This window comes from Vibrio hepatarius, from assembly GCF_018860525.1.
GTDB lineage: Bacteria > Pseudomonadota > Gammaproteobacteria > Enterobacterales > Vibrionaceae > Vibrio > Vibrio hepatarius_B.
The window spans coordinates 100,412-120,544 of the sequence record NZ_JAHKPM010000039.1 but is presented as its reverse complement, the minus strand read 5'-3'; the positions used below and the strand labels follow the sequence as shown (position 1 = coordinate 120,544).

Sequence of the window (20,133 nt, the reverse complement as noted above, 5' to 3'; positions counted from 1 at the left end):
ACCTTTATCTACTTTATTACCAACGCTTTGAGCAGCTCTATCCCACAATGGTGCTTTGTGCGCTTTATTTTCGCCAATAGAAGCGTTGTATCAGTGATATCAATAATGGGTAAACATTTAGCCGATTCTTGTAGTATAGGGTTCCCTTCAGCAGTGACTTCTTTAAGGCCTTCTTCAGAAGTGCCTTTTGTCGGTTTAGGCTGTAATTGTTTGTTTAACTGACGTTGATTCGCCTGTAGCACGCGACGGCTATTTTGATCGACTTGACTAGTAATCGGTTGATTAGCCGCTTGGCTCTTTGCTGCAACCACCAAACAGTGTTCTAAAAGAATCAAAGCTGCTTTTATTTGATTTAGGTAATAATAGTCGCGCATACAACACCTTATGACTGCTTTTGGTTGAAGGTATACAGTTAAGCTCACTATAAATTCATTGATTTTATCTATTGAAAATGCCAATAGTTGATAAATTCCTTCCATTTAAGCTAACGCAATTATCAATAATGTAAAACAAAATTATCAGTTTTCATTGTTATTTTATATGAAATAATATATTCGCATTCGCCTAGGCTGTTGTTTTATTGAGTTATATTCATAGTAATTATTTTTTTGCTGTCGCGTCGGGCTTGTCTAGGTGATGATTTTTGGGGAAATTGGTTATCAATTGAGTCTTGATTAGTGGGTTATTGGGTAGTTAAAGGTGAACTAAATCTGGTTTATAGCATGCAAGTAACTTGATTTCTGAACTCAAATCTCAATTCATTCGATTATTAAATGACAAAATGGTCAAATATAACAAAATCATTCATCTTCCATTCAGTCATTGAAAGTTAGATTGAACACACTTACTGACCAGCAGGAAACAACAATGAAAAGCAAATTGCTCATCTCTCTACTCGCACTTTCGGCTTCAGCTACTGTATATGCACAAGGCTTTGACGGTCCTCAAGGTAATGCCGGCTTTAACGGCCCTAATCAAGGTATCTCGACTGTCCAGCAAGTGATGGATGCTGGAATGTTTAGTGACGATACACCAGTCACTTTAACTGGAAAGATTATCGCTTCCTTAGGAGGAGAAATGTATACCTTCAGTGATGGTACAGGGGAGGTGACGGTGGAGATTGATCATGATAAGTGGTTTAACCAAACCGTTACTCCTCAAACTAAAGTACAGCTCACAGGTGAAATTGATAAAGGAGTGTCAGGGACTAAGATTGACGTTGATGTCATCAAGGTGCTGTGAGCCTCTGCTTAAAAATTGGCAATGATAACCTCTAGGAATAATTAATGTTTGCTCTTTAAAAGGCAAATTATTGTGCCTTGTTAGAGGTTAATAATGAAACAACTAATCGTTGCGATACATAACAAATAGTTTGCTCGCAAAATACTGCGCAGCATTTTATTGGTCGCTGTTTTGCTGCTAGTTTAAAAAAGCGGGGAAGATGTATTGCTAACTAAAGCAAAGCATAGACTTTGGTCAAGTTGGTGATTACGTAGTCGATAAACCTTCGCATTGCTGCGGTGAAGATAATGGGAACTTAGGTTCCCAATATCTATATCTTAGATTTATTTACTACGATGCACAGACATATGAGCGAGTGTTACCAAAGCCTGCTTATAGGGGGATTCGGGTAAAATATCCAATTCTGTTATGGCTTTATCAGCTTCTTGATAAGCCTTCTCTCTGGTATAATCCAATGCGCCAGTTTGATTAAGCGTTTCCATGATAGCATCGAGTTTTTGCATACCATTGGCTTTTTCAATAGCCTCCCTTATCATATTTTTCTGAGTAGGATTACCTTTATCCATCGCGTATAAAAGTGGCAGGGTGGGCTTACCCTCAGCGAGATCATCTCCGACGTTTTTGCCCATTTCCTTACCATCAGAGGTGTAGTCCATGACATCATCAATCAATTGGAATGCAGTACCCAGATATTTACCATAGTTTTGTAATGCAGTTTCGACATTACTTGGTGCATTGTTGAGTATTGCACCAATCTGGGTTGCCGTTTCGAACAAACGAGCTGTTTTGGAATAAATTACCTGCATATAACTGTCTTCAGTCGTATCAGGGTCATTACAGTTCATTAGTTGCAGAACTTCACCTTCAGCAATGATGTTTACAGCATCACTCATTAATTTGAGGATACGCATGGAACCTAATTCCGTCATCATCTGGAAAGAGCGGGTATAAATAAAATCACCAACTAAAACACTGGCAGCGTTACCAAATGCAGCATTTGCCGTCGCTTTACCACGACGCATGTTAGACTCATCAACCACATCATCGTGCAGTAACGTGGCAGTATGAATAAATTCAATAAAGGCTGCTGCAGTAGTATGAGCTTGACCTTGATAGCCGAGTGCACGAGCAGATAGCACAGCTAAAAGAGGGCGAATACGTTTGCCACCGCCACTCACAATGTAAAATCCCAACTGATTGATTAGAGAAACGTCAGAGTTGAGCTGAGCATAAATTGTTTCGTTCACTTTTACCATATCGTCGGCAGTGAGCGTTTGGATAGCTTTAAAATCCATTGTAAATCCGAGTGAAGTTAGAACTTTTAAGGTCTGCTTATCATTTTTATTGGTGGATAATACACTAAAAAACGTTGATAAATACATGTCTAAAGGGCATGATCGGCGCACTTTTATTTGGCGACTAGCTTTTCGCCAATTTTTTTTAAATATGGCTTGTCATAGGAGCGCCTCTTCTGTAGAATCTGCGCCCTATTGATGATTAGTTTAGCGCACACCCATGATGTATAGAATACACATACGGCTGTGCGGAAAAAGCGGAGTAAGATATGTACGCTGTTTTCCAATCTGGTGGTAAACAACACCGTGTAAGCGAAGGTCAAACACTTCGTTTAGAGAAATTAGACGTAGAAACTGGTGCAACTGTAGAGTTTGAAAAAGTTCTTTTAGTTGCTAATGGTGAAGACGTTAAAGTTGGCGCTCCTCTTTTAGAGGGTGGCAAAGTAGTTGCTGAAGTAGTACAACACGGTCGTGGCGACAAAGTTAAAGTCGTTAAGTTCCGTCGTCGTAAGCACTCTCGTAAGCAACAGGGTCATCGTCAGTGGTTCACTGAAGTGAAGATCACTGGTATCAACGCTTAATTGATTAGGAGAGCTTAACAATGGCACACAAAAAAGCTGGTGGTTCTACTCGTAACGGCCGCGATTCAGAAAGCAAACGTCTTGGTGTTAAACGTTTCGGTGGTGAATCTGTTCTTGCAGGTAACATCATTGTTCGTCAACGTGGCACTAAGTTTCATGCTGGTACAAACGTAGGTATTGGTAAAGACCATACTTTATTCGCTCTTTCCGAAGGCAAAGTGAAGTTTGAAGTTAAAGGTCCTAAGAACCGTAAATTCGTAAGTATTGAAGCTGAGTAATCCTCGCTTAGAGTAAGAATTTAGGCTTCTAGCTGAATTCCAAAGCCCTGCCATTTTTGGCGGGGTTTTTTATTTAGAGTAGTAGGAAGTGATACTAAGCGGTTTTAGAAAAAGCCCCTCAGTATATTTCCTAAATAGCAGATCGATCTGAGTGCCATGGTGATTGAGCCGAAGTAGGAGTCTGCTAGAATTTATATCATTCATACTATGCCAATTAGCTCTATGAATGAAGTTTGCAACGCAACTACGCGATGTAGTAAGTGGGCGGAGTAAGAGATGAAATTCGTTGATGAAGCGGTAGTGAAGGTTCAGGCCGGAGACGGTGGTAATGGTGTAGTGAGTTTCTGGAGAGAGAAATTCGTTGCAAAAGGTGGTCCAGATGGCGGTGATGGCGGTGATGGCGGTGATATTTACATCCAAGCCGACGAGAACCTCAATACTTTGATTGATTATCGCTTCCAGCGTTTTTATGAAGCTGAACGTGGAGATAATGGCCGAGGTGGTAACTGTACTGGTAAGCGTGGGAAAGACAAAGTATTACGTGTCCCAGTAGGTACGAGAGCGGTCGACATTCATACCAACGAAATTGTTGCAGAGGTCACTGAGCACGGTAAAAAGTTAATGGTTGCTAAAGGTGGCTGGCATGGATTAGGCAACACACGCTTTAAATCTTCAGTTAACCGCGCACCACGACAAAAAACGTTAGGTACCAAAGGTGAAATCCGTGAACTGAGGTTGGAGTTATTGCTATTAGCAGATGTCGGTATGTTAGGTTTGCCAAATGCTGGTAAGTCGACCTTCATACGTGCGATTTCTGCTGCTAAACCGAAAGTTGCCGATTACCCGTTTACTACTTTGATCCCAAGTCTTGGTGTGGTTAGTGTTGTTCCCGAAAAGAGTTTTGTCGTCGCTGATATTCCAGGTCTTATTGAAGGGGCAGCAGATGGAGCGGGTCTTGGAATCCGTTTCTTAAAGCATTTAGAACGCTGTCGTGTTCTTTTGCATATGATCGACATCATGCCAATTGATCAATCTGATCCGGTGGAAAATGCGCTTACTATTATTGATGAGCTTGAACAATACAGTGAGAAGTTGGCAGATAAGCCCCGTTGGCTGATCTTCAATAAAGTCGATCTTATGTTCGAAGACGAAGCCAATGACATTATTCAAAATATTATCGACGCGCTTGGATGGGAAGAAGACTATTACAAAATATCTGCGGTGAATAAACAAGGCACGAAAGAGCTTTGTTACAAGCTCGCTGATTTCATGGAAAGCCTACCTCGCGAAGAAGAAGAAGTAACTGAAGAAGAAAAAGTTAACTTCATGTGGGATGATTATCACAAAGACGCGATTGCAGGTAAAGACGTGATCACGGAAGAAGATGATGATTGGGACGATGAAGATGACGACGACGGCGATGATGGCCATGTTGTCTATGTCCGTGAGTAGCTTACACCTTTGAACTTAAGTCGCAATGTGATCTATATTGCGGCTTTTTTGTTTGTGATCAAATTACTGTGATTAACAATAAGCCATAGTCGTGAGCATACAAAGGTGTTGGATCCCTATTATGTTATGTAAACAACACAGTGCTTCACGTTTTATCGCCCAAACAGGGCAGATGCTACTTGCACATGGTGCAGAAAGTACACTGGTTGTTGATATTACTCGGCGTATTGGCTTAGCTGTGAGAATGGATGAGGTTGAAGTATCACTTTCGGCAAGCTCATTAGTCGTTACGACAATTTATCAGCAACATTGCATTACTACGGCGCGTCGTAGCCCTGATCGTGGTATCAACATGCAGGTAGTTACTCAGATTCAAAGAATCTGCATCATGCTGGAAAGAGGGGTTATCGATCTCAACTTAGCTCAGTATAAGCTGGAGAAGGTCAACCCTAAACGTTATAATCGCTGGTTAGTGATGGGTATGATAGGCTTGTCATGTGCTGCCTTTAGCCGTTTAGCTGGAGGTGATTGGGTAGTATTTTTTATGACTTTTATAGCTTCTTCTATCGGAATGTTTGTTCGACAAGAGATTGGTCATCGTCATTTCAATCCGCTAATGAACTTTGCAGTTACTGCTTTTGTGACCACAGTTATTTCCGCTCAGGCAGTCATATACCAACTCGGTAATTTACCTTCCGTCGCAATGGCTTCTTCAGTGCTGATGTTAGTACCTGGCTTCCCTCTTATAAATGCTGTGGCAGATATGCTCAAAGGCTATATCAATATGGGGATTGCAAGATTTGTTATGGCCAGTTTACTTACTTTAGCGACTTGTTTAGGCATAATCGCAGCGATGAGTATAGTGGGAGTGTGGGGATGGCTCCTATGACGTTTTACTCGTTATTGACTGGGCTTCTGAACGATATGATATTTTCCTCTATTCCTGCTGTAGGCTTTGCCCTAGTGTTCAATGTCCCTCAGAGAGCGCTGTCCTATTGTGCCATTGGTGGAGCCCTTGGACATGGTTCGCGTTATCTGATGATGCATTTTAGTCTGCCGATTGAATGGGCGACTTTCTTTGCGGCAACATTAGTGAGCTTGATTGGTATACATTGGTCGCATCGTTTTATGGCGCACCCTAAAGTATTTACAGTAGCCGCTCTGATCCCCATGGTTCCTGGAGTGTTCGCATATAAAGCGATGATTGCACTGGTTGAGCTTAACCATAAAGGTTACAGTGACCAATTGTTTGCCGCTTTGTTAGAAAATTTTCTGAAAGCCATGTTTATTATTATGGGATTAGCCGTTGGCTTAGCGATGCCCGGGTTGTTATTTTATCGCCGCAAACCTATTGTGTGACTACTTTATATCGGAGATTGTCCTATTATTCTATTAAGGTATAATCCGTTTTCACTCTAGATTTTAAGGTATTTGATTGTGGTTATTAGTATGATTGTTGCTTTGACGGGCGACCTCAGCAATGGAAAAGATAATCCGCATGTTATTGGCAATGAGAACGCAATGCCATGGCACCTGCCTGCTGATTTTGCGTGGTTTAAAAAGCATACTATAGGTAAGCCTGTGGTTATGGGCCGAAAAACCTTTGAATCTATTGGCCGGCCTTTACCTGACCGCCGTAATATCGTTATCACCAGAAACCCTGAGTTTTCGGCAGATGGTGTAACCATAGTTTCATCACTTGGTGGCGCTTTAGCAGAAGTCGGTGATTGTAATGAAGTAATGATAATTGGGGGAGGGAGTATCTATAAAGAGTGTTTGCCCTTAGCTAATCGGCTTTATATTACCTTTATTAAGGCAGAGCTTTCAGGTGATACCTTTTTCCCTAAATGGAGTGATGACTATCAAGAGATTTACTCTGAAACGTATCTCGCGGATGAAAAAAATGCACACAATATGCGTTTTGTGATTTTAGAAAAATAATTCAATCACTTGCTGGAAGGTGACGTCCCCTCTCAGTGTTAATGGTTGGTAGATTGACTACCAACCAACAACTAAACGAGTGTTATTTACTTTCGTTAAGTGACCAATCATAGTCGTAGCTAAACTTACCATCCAAAGTTGCTAAGTCAGGTCGATAGTGACTTAAATGCTTGATCAGTGATGCTTTATCACCGAAATCGACACTAAACCAATCATAAATCGATGAAAGTTGGGGGCTATTGTCTTTTGTCACGAACACGCCCTTATCGCTATTAATAAAACTTGTCGCTGCTTGTTCTAGCAGCATTTCTGTATTCTCGGCAGTGAAAACGTTGTGCTGCAAGTTGGGGCATCCTAAACTTGCACAGTTCACCGCATAGTGAGTCCTAGGATCTTGCCAAATAGGGCGCAAAATTCGGTGCTCGATATCGTTTAGTGTCAGTGTTTTCCCATTGATGGTGATTACATCATCGCCCCATGGCCCAAAACTAAACAAGCCGCCAAGTTTGGTAATCGATTTGACCGGATAGTCGTCCAGTATCAGCTTAACGGTAATCGCATTATACAGGTTGACCCAATAAGCATATTGCTGCGCTTTATTGAGTGAAAGAGGATCTGTTTTGGCCAATATCTCAAGATACTTGGCAAGCGCTAGCTTATCTTTTTCGCTGACAGATGAGTATTTAAATAGGGTATAGTCACCTTTGCTGACTAAATACTGATCGAGAAGCTGTTGCCAAGCTTGGTGATCTACGCTATCAGTACTGGATTCATTGCTCGTGTTCCAATAAGGCCAAAGTTCGGATTTAGGCGCAGTAAAGGCGCTGAAAGATACTATAGCCAAGAGTAAAGGAAGAATGAATTTCATAGATGGTCCTATTGATAGCAGCAATATGACTTAAGACCGAGCATCTGACTGAGAACTTTCAAAATTTAACAAGCTGAGGCTGGCTAAGCCAACCTCAGCTTGTTAAGTAGTGGGATTTATTTGAGAAATGTTGGAATCTTACTCTCGTAATCCGCAATTTTATCTTTATGCTGGAGAGTTAGACCTATGTTATCTAACCCATTAAGCAGACAGTGCCTACGAAACTCATCAATTTCAAACGAATATTCTTTGCCGTTTGCACGAACTAGGTTGGCTTCTAGATCTACTTCAACCTGTGCCCCTTCATTTTCTTCAACGAATTGGAAGATTTCGTCGACTTGCTGCTCGTTAAGCCTAACAGGGACCATTTGGTTGTTGATTGAATTACCATAGAATATATCGGCAAAACTTGGAGCTATCATGGCTCTGATACCATAATCGGCTAGCGCCCAAGGTGCATGCTCTCGCGATGAACCACAGCCAAAATTTTCACGAGCGACTAGAACAGAAGCACCTTGGTAGCGTGCTTTATTCATTACAAACTCTGAGTTTGGTTGCTCTCCAGCATCATCCAAAAAGCGCCAATCGTGGAATAGGTGTTTACCAAAGCCTAAGCGCGACACTTTTTGTAGAAATTGCTTAGGGATAATCGCATCGGTATCGACGTTGGCTGCATCGAGAGGAACCACTAAGCCTGTATGTTGTTTAAAACCTGACATCTACGATTCTCCTCAATCTAATTCACGAATATCGACAAAATGGCCAGCAATAGCAGCGGCCGCTGCCATTGCTGGGCTAACCAAATGGGTGCGACCATCACGTCCTTGACGGCCTTCAAAGTTGCGATTTGATGTTGAAGCGCAGCGCTCTTTGGGGCCCAGACGATCATTGTTCATGGCAAGGCACATAGAGCATCCAGGAAGGCGCCATTCAAATCCCGCATCTTTAAAGATCACGTCTAGTCCTTCTGCTTCAGCTTGGGCCTTAACTTGTTCTGAACCCGGAACAATAAGTGCTTGAACATGAGAAGCAACTCTGTGGCCTTTAGCGACGGCTGCTGCGGCGCGCATGTCTTCGATGCGCGAGTTAGTACAAGAACCGACGAAAACTTTATCAACTGAGTAGTCAGATAGTGCTTTACCAGCAGTTAGTCCCATGTAAGCCAGCGCTTTTTCGGCGGAGGCTTTTTCTACAGGATCTGAAAAGCTTTCTGGTGTAGGGATTGGCTGGTCAACCGCAATGACTTGTCCGGGGTTGGTTCCCCAAGTGACTTGAGGTTTGATGTCAGTAGCCTGTAAAGTGACCACAGCATCAAATTTTGCATTATCATCTGTTTTTAACGTTTTCCAATATTCTACAGCCGTATCGAAGTCATTACTCTGAGGGGAGAACTTACGATCTTTAATGTATTCAAATGTTGTCTCATCGGGTGCAATTAAGCCTGCTTTTGCGCCTAGTTCAATCGCCATATTACAGACGGTCATTCGGCCTTCCATTGAAAGATCCGTAATGGCTTCTCCACAGAATTCAACGACATAACCAGTGCCACCAGCAGCAGTGGTTTTACCAATGATGGCTAATACAATATCTTTAGCAGTGATCCCTGGGGCCACTTTACCTTTCACCTCGATCTTCATGGTCTTTGCACGAGCTTGTTTTAGGGTTTGAGTCGCTAATACGTGCTCTACTTCAGATGTTCCTATACCGAAAGCTAGTGAGCCAAACGCGCCATGCGTTGCGGTGTGTGAGTCGCCACAAACAATCGTCATTCCAGGAAGGGTAATACCTAGCTCTGGTCCCATTACATGAACGATACCTTGGTACTTGTGGTTCAAGTCGTAAAGGGTAACTCCAAATTCTTGGCAGTTTTTGGAGAGCGTTTCCATCTGAATACGTGCCATCTCACCAGAGGCATTAATGTCTTTGGTTGTGGTGGAGACGTTGTGGTCCATAGTGGCGAATGTTTTATTCACTTGGCGAACTTGACGTCCTTTTTCACGTAAACCATCAAAAGCTTGGGGTGACGTCACTTCATGAATTAAGTGACGGTCGATATATAAAATTGGATTCTCACCTTCTGCTGCTACGACGACGTGTGCATCGAAGACTTTTTCATACAGTGTTTTGCCCATTATCGCGATCCTGTGTATAGCTCCTGACAACGGCTTGCCAAGAGCGAATAATTATTATGAATTTAAAATGTACTCGGCGATCTTATCGCCCATCTCTGCGGTTGATAGCGCTGGCTTACTACCTGCCAAGTCAGAGGTGAGTTCGCCTGCAGATAATGCTTTTGATACGGCTGTTTCAATATCTTGAGCAGCGGTTTCTTCACCTAGGCTGTACCGCAGCATAAGAGCGGCAGAAAGGATTTGAGCGACCGGGTTAGCAATATTTTTACCTGCGATATCTGGTGCACTTCCACCTGCTGGTTCGTATAAGCCAAACTTGCTTTCATTTAAGCTGGCTGAGGGCAGCATACCCATAGAGCCTGTGATCATCGCGCATTCGTCAGAAATGATATCGCCAAAGATATTAGAGCAAAGCATCACGTCAAATTGAGCGGGGTCTTTGATTAATTGCATGGTGGCGTTATCAATATACATATGAGAAAGCTCAATGTCTGGATAACTTTGCGCAACTTCCTCAACAACTTCACGCCATAAGATAGAGCTTTGTAGTACATTTGCTTTGTCGATTGAACACACTTTTTGATCGCGTAAGCGCGCAGATTCAAAGGCAATTTTAGCAATACGCTCTATTTCAAAGCGATGATAAACCTCAGTATCAAAAGCTTTTTCATTCGCTCCTTCACCTTCGCGGCCCTTCGGCTGACCAAAATAGATGCCACCGGTCAATTCGCGAACGACGACAATATCAAAGCCACGCTGTGAAATATCGGAGCGCAGAGGAGAGAAGTCTTCGAGACCTTGATGTATTTGAGCTGGACGTAAGTTACAAAAAAGTTGGAAGTGCTTACGTAAAGGCAGTAAAGCCCCACGCTCAGGTTGGTCATTTGGCGGCAAGTGTTCCCATTTTGGACCTCCTACTGAACCGAAAAGGACAGCATCGGATCCTTCACAAGCTGCCACTGTACTCTCTGGTAGTGGGCATCCATGGTTATCAATCGCAATACCGCCGACATCATGTTCGGTGCGATGAAACTGAATGGAATGTTTTTCTTCGATTGCATCCAAGACCTTGTTCGCCTGCACCATTACTTCTGGTCCAATGCCGTCTCCTGGTAGAACGGCAATCTTGTATGATTTGTCTGTCATGAGCTTCCTTAAATTTGATACTTTATGTCTAGGAGCGACTTCGGCTTCTAGGCTTTATTTATACTGTTGCGATCTTTTTTTGTTTTATCTCTGCAACTTTATCTGCGCGTTGAATACTGTTGATAACATGAAGTAGAGCTTGTCCCGATGCTTCTACTATGTCAGTTGAAACGCCAGTACCGTGATATTTACGGCCTTTGTAGTTGGCAATAATGTCAGCTTGTCCTAATCCATCTTCACCTTCACCCTTGGCAGTCAGATCGAACTTGTCTAGCACGATATCATATCCAGTCAGGCGATAGATACATTGATAAAGTGCATCTACAGGGCCATTTCCAACTGCTGCTTCGCATTTCTCCTCGTTACCACATAGCAACTTTATGCTCGTCGTTGCCATGACGCTGCCAGACTGAACGCTTAGATAATTTAATTTGTAGAAGTCGTTTTCTTCACGCAGATTAGAGAAGTACATCAAAGCTTCTAAATCGTAGTCAAACACTTGTCCTTTTCGGTCTGCTAATTTCAAGAAATCTTCATACAAGGCATCTAAGCTATATTCTTCTTCTTTGTAACCCATGCCGTCCATATGACTTTTTACCGCGGCTCTTCCGCTTCGGCTGGTAAGATTTAATGCTTGATTTTTAAGCCCTATTGATTCTGGCGTCATGATTTCATAGGTATTTTTATTTTTTAGCATACCATCTTGGTGGATGCCCGAAGAGTGGCTGAATGCATTAGAGCCTACTATCGCTTTGTTACTCTGTATTGGCATATTACAAAGCTGGCTGACTAACTTGCTGGTGCGATGAATTTCATCATATTTAAGGCCGGTATGGACGCCCAGAAATTCCTGACGAGTTTTGATTATCATGGCTATTTCTTCTAGAGAACAATTACCGGCACGCTCTCCAATGCCATTAATAGTACCTTCTATTTGACGAGCTCCAGCTTGAACTGCGGCAATAGAGTTTGCAACAGACATACCTAAATCATCATGGCAATGCACTGAGATAATGGCTTTATCAATATTGGGTACACGGTTGAACAATGTTTGGATAATGGCACCAAACTCATTAGGTACAGTGTAGCCAACGGTATCGGGGATATTGATGGTGCTTGCACCAGCATTGATCGCCGCTTCAACCATACGACATAAATTATCAATCGGTGTTCTGCCTGCGTCTTCACAAGAAAACTCTACATCATCGGTATATTGACGAGCATGTTTAACAGCCTTAACTGCCATTTCAACCACATCATCGTAGCTGCGGCGTAGTTTATCCTCAACATGGATGGTAGAAGTAGAAATGAAGGTATGAATTCGAAATTGCTCAGCGACTTTTAAAGCCTCAGCTGCCGCATCAATATCTTTTACTACGGCTCTAGAGAGTGCACAAACACGGCTGTTTTTTATGTGTTTGGCGATAGTTTGCACAGATTCAAAGTCGCCAGGAGAAGAGACAGGAAAGCCTGCTTCAATCACATCAACTCCAAGCCTTTCAAGCGCATAGGCAATTTGCAGTTTCTCCTTAACTGTTAAACTTGCTGACAACGCTTGCTCGCCATCACGTAGCGTGGTGTCGAAAATAATGACCTGATCGTTCATATTCGCTTCCTTCCTGATTTTCTATGTTCACACAGTGAATCGTTTTCTTCCGGTATTTAGGTACAAAAAAGCCCGCATCGAGATGCGGGCTTTTAAAATCTTGTTGTGGTTATTTTTCCACAGCCTACCCGCGTGATTTGTTCACGATAAGGAGGAGGCTCAGCAGAAGTAAAAAATGCTTGGACATTGTTAACGGATCCTTTAAAGCGTTAAATTAACCACAAAATTAAGTTAACAAATTAGTACCGCACTCTGGTGTAGACGTCAAGTCTAAAAGTACTTTTTATTAACTAATACGAAAATAAGCGTTATGCGATGAGCTAGAAGTCGATGAGCAGCTGTTAGATAAAGATCAATAGATAGATGATACGGATGATATTCTTCACCTGAATGCAAAAATATACAGTGAATATGATAGTGAAGTGAGTCAATTGAAAGTGCTAAGGGAAGGTTGGTGCGCTTAGAATGCCATTGTTATAAGAGTCTATTGACGGCTAAAAAGTTAATTTAGGCAAACAAACAACTTCTTTCGAGTTTAGTAAATCGGTTGAGCATTCAGTAGAGGTATTTATGTAGGCTTTGCATTTAACATAGGAATTATTTTTCATGTAAATGATTCTTTTTGTCACTTAGTACCTATTCCCCAACTTAATTAATTACTCAAAATTTTATGTCATTATTAATTTATGTTTTTTTATGTTTTATTTAAGTACTTGAATTTATTAATTAAATTTATCATTCAGATGAAAAATACTGATTAATTATCAATCGGGTTGCCAATCAATGAATGATTCGTTGATAGTAATGATCCGTTGTGACATATCTGACGGGCAAATATAACGAAAAATTGGTTATCTATTCCCAACCAAATTCATTTAAAAATTATTTACATTGACGAATACAAGAAAAGAGGCTTCGTGATGATTGAGAAAAAAGAATCTATGAGTGCTATTGCCAGCTACCGAATGGAAAGTACTCTCCGAGGAGTAGATCTAAACCTTCTAACTGTTTTTGATGCGGTTATGCAGGAGCAAAATATTACTCGTGCTGCACACAACTTAGGTATGTCCCAGCCTGCTGTAAGTAATGCAGTTGCGCGCTTGAAAGTGATGTTTAATGATGAGCTATTTATGCGTCAGGGCCGAGGCATTCAGCCCACTCAACGTGCTCGCTTATTATTTGGTCCTGTTCGCCAGGCACTTCAGCTGATTCGCAATGAATTACCAAGCTCTATTTTCTCACCAGAAACATCGACGCGTTTGTTCAAACTCGCTATATGTAGCCCATGTGATATGCGCTTTGCGCCTAAAATCATGTCGACTATTCATGAACAAGCGCCAAACGTGCAGCTTCATTTAGATGCAGAGTTTGATCGCCAATTGGCAGAAAGAATGCGCTATCAGGAAATTGATTTTGTGATTGATTATGCTCGTTTTGATGAACAAGGCTTTTCAAGTACAGAAATCTTTCAAGATGAATTGGTAGTCGTGGCGTCTAAATCGCATCCACGTATTCAACAGCAAGTTATGGCTGAGCAACTAAGAGAAGAACGTCACGCTAAATTATCTCGTGTTCATGGGCAACGTAGTTTCTCTGAGCAAGCATATCGTGATCTTGACGTACAAGCTTATTATGAAGGTACTAGCTTGAGTAATGTTTTGTATGTGGTTGGCCAATCTGAACTTGTTACGATAGCGCCTCGTTGGATGGTTGAAAATGCCGCCAATGAAGAGCAGCTACAAATTCTAGATTTCCCATTTGAAAACGCTAAAATTAGTGGTTTCTTAAGCTGGCATGAATCAAGCGAAAAAGACAAAGGTCATATATGGCTTCGTGATCAACTAATGATGATTTGTGGCGAAGTTATTGCACAAGTGTAACTAAATCTATTGATAAACCTTGGATGATTTGTCGTTATTCAAGGTTTTTTACATTTCAATTGCCAACTTTTACCCCCTTCAGTTGCCTTTTCTTTACCTAAATGTACACTTGTGCGCTCTAAAAGCTTACAGGCGTGAGCGAAAGGTAGGGACATGGCTAACTTAGATTTTCATATTGTTAAAAAAATTCGTCAGCAGGTTTGCACCCATGGTGATCGAGTCGCTCTGAAATATAAACAGAGTGACGGGTGGAATGGCATCACTTGGAGGCAGTTTGGCATTCAACTTGATGCGTTATCCTTGGCATTGTTGACGCACGGTATTAAAGTTCAAGATAAAATTGGTATTTTTGCCAATAACATGCCCAATTGGACTATTGCGGATCTAGCAGCCCTTCAAGTTCGTGCAGTTACCGTTCCCATTTACCCAACCAATACTGCAAATCAGGCAGGATATATTCTGGATAATGCGGATGTGCGTATCCTTTTTGTCGGTGAACAATCTCAATTTGATGCAGCAGTGAGTGTCTTTGAGCAATGTCCAAAGTTAGAGCTGGTCGTTGCTATGTCAGGTGAAGTTGATATTGGGCAATTTGATTTTGCTTGCAGTTGGCAGGGGTTTATTACTCGTCTTCAAAACAATAAACAGCCTGAACTCGAACAACGCTTAGCGGATGCAAATATTGATGACTTACTCACTCTAATATACACGTCTGGGACAACAGGGCAGCCTAAAGGAGTGATGCTGGATTACCATAATGTAGCGGCGCAGCTTGAAGGACATGATAAGAGATTAAGTCTAACTCATAATGATGTGTCATTATGTTTCTTACCTTTGTCCCATGTTTTTGAACGAGCTTGGACTTTTTATACTCTTTATCGTGGCGGTACTAATTGCTATTTACAGGATACGATGCAAGTTCGTGAGGCTCTCAATGAAATCCAGCCGACAGTAATGTGCGCGGTTCCGAGATTTTATGAAAAGATATTTTCTGCTATTCACGATAGGGTTTCGAAAGCATCGATTACCAAAAAACTGTTGTTTACATGGGCTATTAATATGGGGGCTAAAGTGGCGGTATGTCAGCAAGAAGGTAGAAAACCAGCCTTGTTGCTGAGAAAGTCTCACCAGTTGGCCGATCACCTTGTATTGTCTAAGCTCCGCTCTTTACTTGGAGGGCGTATTAACTTTATGCCATGTGGTGGAGCAAAATTGGATGAGTCGATTGGTCGTTTTTTTCATGCTATTGGCATCAATATAAAGCTTGGTTATGGGATGACAGAGACCACGGCAACTGTATCGTGTTGGAGTGATGACCGTTTTCAACCTGAGTCAATAGGCACTTCAATGCCTGGTGCTGAGGTTAAAATTGGTAACAACAGTGAGATATTGGTTCGAGGCCCAATGGTGATGCGCGGTTATTACAAGATGCCCAAAGAAACGGCAGAAGCGTTTGATCAGCATGGCTTTCTAAAAACGGGAGATGCAGGTCATATTGACGAGAAAGGCAACGTTTTCATTACCGATCGCATTAAGGAGCTAATGAAAACATCTGGAGGTAAGTATATAGCGCCTCAGTTGGTTGAAGGCACTATCGGAAAAGATCATTTTTTTGAACAAGTTGCAATAATTGCTGATACTCGTAAATTTGTTTCTGCTCTCATTGTACCTTGCTTTGACAGTCTTGAAACATACGCGAAAGAACTTAATATTAAATACCATGACCGTATTGAATTGATTAAGCATCATCAAATAGTGGAAATGCTAGAGCGCCGAGTGAATGGCTTGCAAAAAGAATTGGCGAAGTTCGAGCAAGTGAAGAAGTTTAAGCTGTTACCCAAAGCATTTTCAATGGATGCCGGTGAGCTGACTCCGACTCAGAAGCTTCGCCGCAAAGTCATCAACGAGAAATACCAAGATGAAATTGAAGAGATGTACCGTGATGATGCAGTGAAATAATCATTCACTCGAAACACTGTACTTTCATGCGGCGTTGTTGATCAAATCAGCTTGAAGGTCAACAACGCCATATGTGGCTCATCGTTAGCTTCGAACAGGCATGCCCAGTCCTATGACTTTGTCTATCGCTCTGACATTCGACATGATTTCACCCACTTAAGCGTTATAACATCTCCAGCTCAATTTACATCTAGTTAGTCCTTTATATCGAGATATGGCGGTCTCAGATATTGAGTAATAGTCATAACCAGACTCGGATTTCCACTCCGTCATTGTCCCGCTTTTCAGAGTTCCATGGCAACTCTTTGTGTCATAGCCTCTATCAGCAGATACACTATGGGGCTTTCTACGCAAAGGGTAGAGTAATGTTGGCAGTGCTATCGCCAACACTCACGAGACTGACTTCTGCACTAATTGCCTCGTTAGTTTCATGGCTGAATCATCTATCCAAAACGTAACAGAATCGCGGCTGCAAAAAGCCTTATTATTGTATTGATCCAAATTAGTTATTTTCTTTTTCGCTTTACCCATATTGCCACCGCTCTAACCATTACAAATGATCAGATCGCAGGATTTAGAAAAGGTTCAACTGATTTAGTCAAAAAGTGACGCTAATTAAAAATTTTCTAATATTATAAATGCTAAAAAAGCAATATCTATATGAATAAACCTATCCTTACAAGTTTTAGACTGTAAGATAATCCAAACGCCAAAGTAATTGAGTTGCCTTCTGCTCACTAGAAAATGACTCTATATTAACTATACTCGGCTATAGTGATGATAAATTTAAGGGATTAGTCAATCAAAATTTACAGCACAGAGCTAATTGAAAATTGACACTATATTTTATAGTTCATTGATTGTTAGTTCCGCAACTCGATTTAATATTAATTCAAGCATTTTCCATGATTGATTTGCTAACTTAATAAAGCGCTCATAGTCTTCTTTACTATTAATTTTTAGGAGCTCTACCCCCATTTGTGAATGTCCTTCATCTAGATGGGCATGTAAGGTCATATACTCGTCACTAAGTTTTTGTTCATTTGTATAACCAGCAGCAGCTTCAGTATGAAAAACATCGCCACACAGCTCCAGTACCATGTGAGTCACAACTAGCTTTTCATCATTATCAAGCTGCAACATTTTCAGAATGAACCAGTCGCTGCATGCTTCTATAATGGGGTCCCACTTATTTTTTTCTGTAATTAATTTATTATGTCCAAACTCTTCGACCAAATGCTCAGCGAATATATTTTTAAAGCTTTCATTTTGTGCCGACATTTGTCTTGCGAAGAGGATTTCTTGAAATTTATCAGACCACATTCTGAGATTAGAATAGAAAGTAGATTTACTGTTCTCTTCTTTTAAAATACCTTGACTAATGAGCTTGAAAAAAGGAGATTGCTTAAAATCCTCACATTTTTTTTCATTATGCTCAATCAATCTTTCTGTATATGAAAAATTAATATTTGGATTATCTCCATCATCAAATAATCCGGCTTGAGAAAATTGAATTGAAATACCCATGAAGTCTGTATCAGAATGACAAGTAAATCCATGCAATTTACCAGCAGGGATACATATCACAGACCCATTTGAAACTGCCTGAGTCAAATCCCCAGTTAACGTAGCCTTCCCGTTAGTAACAATTAACATGCTGTCACAGTCGTGAACATGAGGTTTGTGAGTCTCTCCCTTTTTAAGTTTTACAAATGTAAAGTTAGTTTTTTTTTTGTGTTGCAAGAATGATTTTAACAGCTCGTTAGAGTTAAATGGTTGTACCTCGCCTACATAAATGCTTTCTCCAGAATTATCTACATGCGTAATTACTTTCAACTCTGAATTTGAAATGACCTGCATAGACCCTCTCCTTGTTTCTTAATTAAAGGAAAGTAAGGTAAACAAACTTATAATATATGTCAACTATATCAGTATGTTATTTATTTAAATAAAAAAAATAAATTTTTTAAAATAAATAATTGACTTGTATCTTTATTTTTATATAAATTAATAGCTCAAGAATATTTAATTTATTAATTTCAATAAAGTTTTAAATATTTTCTTGACGAAGTTAAATTATATAATAAAAGGAGTTGAACATGAATTTTACCAAAGTCAAAGTAAGCCGTTCTTCTGAACAAGAAGTAGGTTAATCCCAAGTCACTATCTCAGTGAAATTAAATTAACTGAGATAATAAGAGGGGTTTTATAGCTATCTCGCCGTATGACTAACCTTTTTAGTGCATAATATCAATTATAAGGAGTTGAACATGAACTTTACTAAAATAAAAGTAAGCCGTTCTTCTGAGCAAGAAGTAGGTTAATCCTAAATAACTATCTCAGTGATATTAAATTCACAGTAATAATAAGAGGGGTTTTATAGCTAACTCGCCGTATGACTAACCTCTTTAGTGCATAAATACCAATTATAAAATTATAAGGAGTTGAACATGAATTTTACTAAAGTAAAAGTAAGCCGTTCTTCTGAGCAAGAAGTAGGTTAATTTAAGTTAGGCCTCACTCTTACGTGAGGCCTATAAGCTACAAATGAATAGTGCCATATTTCTCTTATTAAAAAATACTAACATATCGAAATTGGCCGTAACTTACAATAATTAAAACTGAGAAAATGATATGTACTCAGAGCACTGCTTACCGATTTTTAAACCAACTGTAGAAAAAACCTTCCTTGCAGACAAAATTATTCTTTCCCATGGCGAAGATAGCTATTTATTAGAAGGATCTCTAGATTTTCTGAAAAGCTTACACGCTGCCATGAATGGTCAAAACACAATCATGCAAATTTCCGATCTTGTATGCACGGAACTCCCCCAAAAAAAACATGAAGACGTTTTAGAGGCTATTGAACAACTGGACCAAATGCGGTTGTTAGAAGACAACTACTTTAATTTAAATAAGTTAAACTATATCTCTCAGGATGTTATCGATAGATGGTGCAGAAATTTTGATTTCTTCGGCTCACTGTTATCATTGACTGAAAACAAATACGCTATTCAAGCTAGACTGCAAGAGGCAAAAGTCTGCTTACTGGGTTTGGGCGGTTTAGGATCAAATATTATTCTTAGTCTCGCAGCCATCGGTATCAAGAATGTTGTAGCTGCAGATTTTGATAGAATCGAACAATCCAACTTAAATCGACAAATTCTATATAAAGAATCTGACGTCGGAAGCATAAAGTCAGAAACTGCTGAAAAGCGAATCAAAGATTTTTACCCACAAATGCAAACAGATATCTCTCAACAAAAATTTGAGTCAATGGAACAGCTGTCCGAGTTCATTCAAGGTTGCGATCTTGTGATTGGCGTTGCGGATAAACCGAGAATGAAAATGCCAATTTGGATGAATGAAGCGTGTGTTAAGAATAAAATTCCTTTTATTTCTGGAGGATTAAGCGTTAACCGTGGTGTATTTTATAGTGTCGTTCCAGGTGATTCTGGATGTGTACGCTGTTGGCGCTCTCAGGCAAATGAAGAAAGTAGTTTGAGCAAAGCTGTGCACGAAGACAAGCACACAACTCATACTCAGTTTGAAACACCTTACTCGTGGCCAGCAATTATCCCGCTAGTTTCATTTGTTTCAGGCGCAATGGTGACTGAAGTTGTCAAGATTTTAACAAACATAGGTTCTCCTTCTTACACTAACAAGCTTACGCAAATCTGTTTCAAAAATGTTGAAACAAAGGTCGTCGAGCAATGGGAAAAACAACCTGATTGCCCTGTTTGCGGCTCTTAA

Annotated in this window: 18 protein-coding genes and 1 pseudogene; 10 read left to right on the top strand and 9 right to left on the bottom strand. The window is 40.6% G+C overall.

Features of this window, described 5'->3' with window-relative positions; all coding sequences use genetic code 11:
* Positions 1 to 8 precede the first annotated feature (8 nt).
* A complete protein-coding gene (locus KO511_RS11370; protein WP_215987541.1) occupies positions 9 to 374 on the bottom strand; it encodes a hypothetical protein in 366 nt (121 codons plus the stop codon).
* A 493-nt stretch (positions 375 to 867) separates the two neighbouring features.
* Between KO511_RS11370 and KO511_RS11365 the strand changes: the two genes are divergently transcribed.
* Positions 868 to 1,242 (top strand): NirD/YgiW/YdeI family stress tolerance protein, encoded by a 375-nt coding sequence (locus KO511_RS11365; RefSeq protein WP_215987540.1) that lies wholly within the window; start codon positions 868 to 870, stop codon positions 1,240 to 1,242.
* 323 nt (positions 1,243 to 1,565) lie between these two features.
* On the opposite strand, the gene ispB is transcribed toward KO511_RS11365, so the two are convergent.
* Positions 1,566 to 2,537 (bottom strand): octaprenyl diphosphate synthase, encoded by a 972-nt coding sequence (gene ispB, locus KO511_RS11360; RefSeq protein WP_171359470.1) that lies wholly within the window; start codon positions 2,535 to 2,537, stop codon positions 1,566 to 1,568.
* 269 nt (positions 2,538 to 2,806) lie between these two features.
* Between ispB and rplU the strand changes: the two genes are divergently transcribed.
* The 6 genes from rplU to folA all read left to right on the top strand — a co-directional run bounded on the left by rplU (position 2,807) and on the right by folA (position 6,789).
* Complete coding sequence (gene rplU / locus KO511_RS11355) at positions 2,807 to 3,118, top strand: 50S ribosomal protein L21 (protein ID WP_125322994.1); 312 nt, start codon at positions 2,807 to 2,809, stop codon at positions 3,116 to 3,118.
* A 20-nt stretch (positions 3,119 to 3,138) separates the two neighbouring features.
* Positions 3,139 to 3,396 carry a 50S ribosomal protein L27 gene (gene rpmA, locus KO511_RS11350; protein WP_005417307.1) on the top strand — a complete coding sequence of 86 codons (258 nt, stop codon included), beginning with the start codon at positions 3,139 to 3,141 and terminating at the stop codon, positions 3,394 to 3,396.
* 276 nt (positions 3,397 to 3,672) lie between these two features.
* Entirely contained in the window at positions 3,673 to 4,848 is a 1,176-nt protein-coding gene (gene cgtA / locus KO511_RS11345) for an Obg family GTPase CgtA (RefSeq protein WP_215987539.1), read from the top strand.
* Positions 4,849 to 4,969: 121 nt separating this feature from the next.
* Positions 4,970 to 5,737 carry a threonine/serine exporter family protein gene (locus KO511_RS11340; protein WP_215987538.1) on the top strand — a complete coding sequence of 256 codons (768 nt, stop codon included), beginning with the start codon at positions 4,970 to 4,972 and terminating at the stop codon, positions 5,735 to 5,737.
* Positions 5,734 to 6,207, top strand: a complete 474-nt coding sequence (locus KO511_RS11335) for a threonine/serine exporter family protein (RefSeq protein ID WP_215987537.1) — start codon at positions 5,734 to 5,736, stop codon at positions 6,205 to 6,207. Before KO511_RS11340 ends, KO511_RS11335 begins: the two co-directional genes overlap by 4 nt.
* 78 nt (positions 6,208 to 6,285) lie before the next feature.
* Entirely contained in the window at positions 6,286 to 6,789 is a 504-nt protein-coding gene (gene folA / locus KO511_RS11330) for a type 3 dihydrofolate reductase (protein WP_436840222.1), read from the top strand.
* Between the two features lie 82 nt (positions 6,790 to 6,871).
* Here the strand turns inward: folA and KO511_RS11325 are convergent, their stop codons facing one another.
* The 5 genes from KO511_RS11325 to leuA all read right to left on the bottom strand — a co-directional run bounded on the left by KO511_RS11325 (position 6,872) and on the right by leuA (position 12,541).
* Complete coding sequence (locus KO511_RS11325) at positions 6,872 to 7,657, bottom strand: DUF547 domain-containing protein (protein ID WP_215987536.1); 786 nt, start codon at positions 7,655 to 7,657, stop codon at positions 6,872 to 6,874.
* Positions 7,658 to 7,773: 116 nt separating this feature from the next.
* On the bottom strand, positions 7,774 to 8,376 hold the full coding sequence (gene leuD, locus KO511_RS11320) for a 3-isopropylmalate dehydratase small subunit (protein ID WP_215987535.1): 603 nt from the start codon (positions 8,374 to 8,376) through the stop codon (positions 7,774 to 7,776).
* Positions 8,377 to 8,388: 12 nt separating this feature from the next.
* Positions 8,389 to 9,789: a 3-isopropylmalate dehydratase large subunit gene (leuC, locus tag KO511_RS11315; protein ID WP_215987534.1), complete on the bottom strand. Its 1,401-nt coding sequence runs from the start codon at positions 9,787 to 9,789 to the stop codon at positions 8,389 to 8,391.
* A gap of 54 nt (positions 9,790 to 9,843) precedes the next feature.
* A complete protein-coding gene (gene leuB, locus KO511_RS11310) occupies positions 9,844 to 10,935 on the bottom strand; it encodes a 3-isopropylmalate dehydrogenase (RefSeq protein WP_215987533.1) in 1,092 nt (363 codons plus the stop codon).
* Between the two features lie 58 nt (positions 10,936 to 10,993).
* Entirely contained in the window at positions 10,994 to 12,541 is a 1,548-nt protein-coding gene (gene leuA / locus KO511_RS11305; protein ID WP_215987532.1) for a 2-isopropylmalate synthase, read from the bottom strand.
* A 920-nt stretch (positions 12,542 to 13,461) separates the two neighbouring features.
* Between leuA and leuO the strand changes: the two genes are divergently transcribed.
* Complete coding sequence (gene leuO / locus KO511_RS11300; RefSeq protein ID WP_215987531.1) at positions 13,462 to 14,421, top strand: transcriptional regulator LeuO; 960 nt, start codon at positions 13,462 to 13,464, stop codon at positions 14,419 to 14,421.
* Positions 14,422 to 14,574: 153 nt separating this feature from the next.
* Complete coding sequence (locus KO511_RS11295; protein ID WP_215987530.1) at positions 14,575 to 16,380, top strand: AMP-dependent synthetase/ligase; 1,806 nt, start codon at positions 14,575 to 14,577, stop codon at positions 16,378 to 16,380.
* 84 nt (positions 16,381 to 16,464) lie between these two features.
* On the opposite strand, the pseudogene KO511_RS11290 reads toward KO511_RS11295, so the two are convergent.
* Both KO511_RS11290 and KO511_RS11285 read right to left on the bottom strand, forming a co-directional pair.
* Positions 16,465 to 16,810 (bottom strand): annotated as a pseudogene (locus tag KO511_RS11290) (IS5-like element ISVa1 family transposase); the annotation flags it as partial.
* A 416-nt stretch (positions 16,811 to 17,226) separates the two neighbouring features.
* Positions 17,227 to 18,240 carry a cupin domain-containing protein gene (locus tag KO511_RS11285; protein WP_215987529.1) on the bottom strand — a complete coding sequence of 338 codons (1,014 nt, stop codon included), beginning with the start codon at positions 18,238 to 18,240 and terminating at the stop codon, positions 17,227 to 17,229.
* A 774-nt stretch (positions 18,241 to 19,014) separates the two neighbouring features.
* Between KO511_RS11285 and KO511_RS11280 the strand changes: the two genes are divergently transcribed.
* Positions 19,015 to 20,133, top strand: a complete 1,119-nt coding sequence (locus tag KO511_RS11280) for a HesA/MoeB/ThiF family protein (RefSeq protein ID WP_215987528.1) — start codon at positions 19,015 to 19,017, stop codon at positions 20,131 to 20,133.